Below are 1,518 nucleotides of genomic sequence, written 5' to 3'. Positions count from 1 at the left end.
CCGCAGCAGCGGCGCGGCCTTCATGTCGGTCGGGAACACGCGGCCGGACGTCCCCACGAACGTGGCGACGCCGAGGCCGTGGGTGGACGCGTTCCCGCCGGCGCAGTTGCGCGAATGGATCCACGGCCTCACCGCGTCGGCGCGGGCGCCGTAGCGGCCGACGAAGGCATCATGGGGTTCCGAATGCGTGATGTTCATGCCGCCCTTGCCGGCCAGGAGGAACTTGCGGCCGACGGACGGCATCGCATCGTACAGGTCCACGCGCACGCCGCCCGCGGACAGCACCTCGGCCGCCATCAGGCCGGCGGGGCCGCCGCCGATGACGATGGCGCGATGGGGACGGGTTTCGGTTGGCAAGGACATGGCGGTCGCGGGAGGAAAACGAGAAAACGCGGAGGCGTGCATTGTAGTCGAACGGGGGCCAAAAAAGGATGTAAAGGAAGCTTGACATGGTCGCAAACCCGTCCTACGATGTAAAGCATACTTTACATGAGGAGGTGTGTGATGCATGAGAAACGTGTCGGCCGGGCCTACCGCAGCGATCTGTTGACGGCCATCGCCGTGTATGTCGTGCTGCTGCTCGCGTCGATCCGGTACGGCCGGCCGCTGGACGACGGGGTGCTGCGCACAGCCGCCTTGCTGTCGCCGATGATCGGTTTCTGCCTGATGATCCGTGCTATCGCCCGCCACGTGGCCCGCATCGACGAATACCAGCGCATGCGTCTGCTGGAAAGCCTGGCGCTCGCGTTCGGGATCACCGGCGCGGTCACGTTCAGCTACGGCTTCCTCGAGACGGCGGGCTTCCCGAAGCTGTCGATGTTCAGCGTGTGGATGGTGATGGGCGTCAGCTGGGGTGTCGCGAGCACCATACTGTCGCTGCGCGCCCGCCGGGCCGTCGAATCATGAAGAACACCATCCGCGACCTGCGCGCGACGCGCGGCTGGAGCCAGGCGCACCTGGCCGAGCTGCTGGACGTCTCGCGCCAGACCGTCATCGCCATCGAGACGGGCCGCTACGACCCGAGCCTGCCGCTGGCCTTCGCGCTCGCGAAACTGTTCGAACAACCGATCGAAACCATCTTCTTCCCCGACCAGGAGACCGCATGAACCTCGTACGCAACAAAGCACTGTTCGCCGCCATCGTCGTCACGCTGTGCATGAGCGCCGGCCACCAGAGCCGCGCCGCCGATGCGGCGCCGGAGACCAACCGCTACGCCGCCACCATCGCGCCGGCCGAGCGCTTCGAAGTGGGCGGCGTGCTGGTCGAACGCCACGGCAAGGCGGGAAACGGCGGCCGCGCGCTGATCCTGATCCCGGGCCTCGCGAGCGGCAGCTGGGTGTGGCAGGACACGATCGGCGCCTTCGCGCCCGACCACGCCGTCTACGTCCTGACCCTGCCCGGCTTCGACGGCCGCCCGCCGGCCGGCCCGGCGCGGCCGCGCCGCCCCCCCCGGGGGGGGGGCCCGCCGCCCGCGCCGCCCCCACACGACCGCCCCCCCCCCGGGGGGGCCGCCCCCCC

4 protein-coding genes are annotated in these 1,518 nt (G+C 69.6%); 3 read left to right on the top strand and 1 reads right to left on the bottom strand.

What is annotated here, in order from left to right; all coding sequences use genetic code 11:
• A partial coding sequence (locus ACEN88_RS31395) for an NAD(P)/FAD-dependent oxidoreductase (protein WP_413346032.1) occupies positions 1-363 on the bottom strand: 363 nt, incomplete at its 3' end.
• A 141-nt stretch (positions 364-504) separates the two neighbouring features.
• On the opposite strand from ACEN88_RS31395, the gene ACEN88_RS31390 reads away from it, so the two are divergent.
• The 3 genes from ACEN88_RS31390 to ACEN88_RS31380 form a co-directional block, all read left to right on the top strand.
• Positions 505-906 carry a hypothetical protein gene (locus ACEN88_RS31390; protein ID WP_413346030.1) on the top strand — a complete coding sequence of 134 codons (402 nt, stop codon included), beginning with the start codon at positions 505-507 and terminating at the stop codon, positions 904-906.
• Positions 903-1,106: a helix-turn-helix transcriptional regulator gene (locus ACEN88_RS31385; RefSeq protein WP_413346028.1), complete on the top strand. Its 204-nt coding sequence runs from the start codon at positions 903-905 to the stop codon at positions 1,104-1,106. Before ACEN88_RS31390 ends, ACEN88_RS31385 begins: the two co-directional genes overlap by 4 nt.
• On the top strand, positions 1,103-1,518 hold a 416-nt coding region (locus ACEN88_RS31380; RefSeq protein WP_413346026.1), incomplete at its 3' end, for an alpha/beta fold hydrolase. The genes ACEN88_RS31385 and ACEN88_RS31380, both read left to right, overlap by 4 nt.

The sequence above is a fragment of the Massilia sp. CT11-108 genome (genome assembly GCF_047302915.1).
Lineage (GTDB): Bacteria > Pseudomonadota > Gammaproteobacteria > Burkholderiales > Burkholderiaceae_D > Telluria > Telluria orientalis.
This window is presented reverse-complemented; position numbering and strand designations above follow the sequence as displayed.